Source organism: Gemmatimonadota bacterium (assembly GCA_016209965.1).
GTDB lineage: Bacteria > Gemmatimonadota > Gemmatimonadetes > Longimicrobiales > RSA9 > JACQVE01.
Genome location: JACQVE010000072.1, coordinates 1 through 2593, shown reverse-complemented (window position 1 = coordinate 2593; position 2593 = coordinate 1). Strand labels below are relative to the sequence as shown.

Sequence of the window (2593 nt, the reverse complement as noted above, 5' to 3'; positions counted from 1 at the left end):
CTGGGCATGGGCTCGGACTTCGACGGCATCGACGCCGCGCCCGTGGGACTGGAGGACGTGAGCGGCTTTCCCAACCTGTTCGCCGAGCTGCTGCGCCGCGGCTACACGGAGGAGGAACTCAAGAAGATCGCCGGGCTCAATCTGCTGCGCGCCATGCGCCGCATGGAGGATGTGGCGGCGCGGCTGCAGGCCGAGCGCGCCGCATCCCTGGCGGACGTGGCGGGCGCTCGCCCTGGTCCTGACCAATAGTGCAGGGCTTCACTAATCCTGTGTACTACGCGGTGCGGGCGCGGCGCGCGCGCCGCGGCGTGGTCAGCGCCGCCTGGATAATGGCGGCCTGCTGCTGCTCGTGGGCAATGGCGTAGCCTTCCGCGGGGCTGGCCCGATCGGGCCGGCCGATGTAGCCCAGCTCGAGCCTGGTCCCGGCCAGCACCCGCAGCCGGGGCTCCATGTAGCGCCAGGCGCCCATGTTCTCCGGCTCTTCCTGCACCCAAACCACCTCCTGCAGTGCCGGGTAGCCGGCCAGGATGCGGGCGAGCTCTTCCTCCGGGAAGGGGTAGAGCTGCTCGAGCCGGACCACGGCGATCCCGCCGGCCCCCGCGCGCTGTTCGCTGGTCGTCAGGTCGTAGTAGAACTTGCCCGTGCAGAGGGCCACGCGGGTGACCTCCGCGCGGCGACCCTGCGCCGCCGCGTCGTCCAGCACCATGTGGAAGCGGCCCTCCGCGAGGTCGGCCAGCCGCGAGGTCGCCTGCGGGTGGCGGAGCAGGCTCTTGGGCGCGAAGATCACGAGCGGACGCAGCTCCTCGAGCAACGCCTGGCGGCGCAGCAGGTGGAAGTACTGGGCCGGTGTGGTGCAGTTCGCGACCCGGATGTTGTCCTCCGCCGCCAGTTGCAGGAAGCGCTCGGGTCGGGCGCTCGAGTGCTCCGGGCCCTGGCCCTCGTAGCCGTGGGGGAGCAGCAGCACGAGACGCGAGGTCTGACCCCACTTGGCGCGCCCGGCGGCCATGAACTGGTCGACCATGACCTGCGCCACGTTGGTGAAGTCCCCGAACTGGGCTTCCCACAGCACGAGCGTGTCGCTCGCCACCGTGCTGTAGCCGTACTCGAAGCCCAGCGTGCTGATCTCGGAGAGCGGGGTGTTGAACACCTCGAGCGGCGCCTGCGCCCGGCTCAGGTGCGCGAGTGGGCAGTAGGCGGCGCCGGTCTTCACATCGAACAGCAGCAGGTGGCGCTGGCTGAACGTGCCGCGCGCCGTGTCCTGGCCGGACAGGCGGATTGGCGTCCCCTCCGCCAGCAGTGAGGCCAGCGCCAGCGCCTCCGCGTGGCCCCAATCGATGGCGCCGTCCCCGCCCAGGACCCCCGCCCGCCGCTGCAGTTGCCGGCCCAGCTTCGGGTTCATCGCGAAGTCGGCCGGCCAGCGGTGCAGCTCCTGGTCCAGCTCGAGGAGCAACTCGGCCGGCACCGCGGTGTCCACGGGGGGCTCGAGCGTGGCCGGCTCGGGCGGCGGCGGGCCGCTCTGGCCGCCGTTCGCCTCGCCGGCGCGCCGCACCTCGTCCTGCGCCACGATCAGCCGCTGGTGCGCGGCGTCCCAGGTCGCCTTGACCTCCTCGGCCGTGACCACTCCTTCGGCCACCAGTGCCTCCGCCCATAGCCGTCGGACCGGTGCCTGCCCCTCGATGGTCGCATACATCACGGGCTGCGTGTAGGCGGGCTCGTCGCCTTCGTTGTGGCCGTAGCGCCGGTAGCCGATCAGATCGAGGAGCACGTCCCCGTGGAACCGCTCGCGGTAAGCCAGGGCAAGACGGGTGACGGCCAGCGCGGCCTGGGGATCATCCGCGTTCACGTGAAAGATCGGAATATCGAAGCCGCGAGCCAGGTCGCTCGCGTAATCGGTCGAGCGCCCCTCGCGCGGCAAGGTTGTGAAGCCCACCTGATTGTTGACAATGAGGTGCAGCGTACCTCCCGTACGATAGCCGGCCAGCTCCGCCAGGTTCAGCGTCTCGGCCACGACACCCTGGCCACTGAAGGCCGCGTCGCCGTGGATCAGTACCGGAAGGACCGTGTTTTCGTCCCGCTCGAGCACTGTGCCGGTCTGCCGGGTCTGCCGCGCCCGGGCGATCCCCTCGACCACGGGGTTCACGAACTCGAGGTGGCTGGGGTTGGGAAGGAGCGTGACCCGGACCTGCTGGCCCGCCGCCGTGGTGTAGGCGCCCTCCGCACCCAGGTGGTATTTCACATCGCCCGTCGTGCCCGTGCCCGCATGCTGCTTCTCGAATTCCGCCAGGATGGCCGTGTACGGCCGGCCGATCACGTGGACCAGCACGTTCAGCCGCCCACGGTGCGCCATGCCCAGCACCACCTCCCGTGCGCCTGCTGCTGCGGCCCGCTCGATGGCCAGCTCGAGCATTGGCACCAGCACGTCGGTGCCTTCCACGGAAAAGCGCTTTTGCCCCAGGTAGGCGCGGTGCAGGAACTGCTCGAATGCCTCGACGTCCGTAAGGCGGCTCAGCAGCCGCTTCTTCTGCTCCGCCGCCAGCGGGCGGGCGTGCACACCGGACTCGATCTGCTCGCGCAGCCATTCCCGGCGTTCCGG

At 70.5% G+C, this 2593-nt stretch carries 2 protein-coding genes; one reads left to right on the top strand and one right to left on the bottom strand.

Annotation, left to right across the window (positions count from 1 at the left end; all coding sequences use genetic code 11):
• A partial coding sequence (locus tag HY703_03130) for a membrane dipeptidase (protein MBI4544170.1) occupies positions 1 to 249 on the top strand: 249 nt, incomplete at its 5' end.
• A 25-nt stretch (positions 250 to 274) separates the two neighbouring features.
• On the opposite strand, the gene HY703_03125 is transcribed toward HY703_03130, so the two are convergent.
• Positions 275 to 2593: 2-oxoglutarate dehydrogenase E1 component (locus tag HY703_03125; GenBank protein MBI4544169.1), on the bottom strand; the 2319-nt coding region annotated here is incomplete at its 5' end.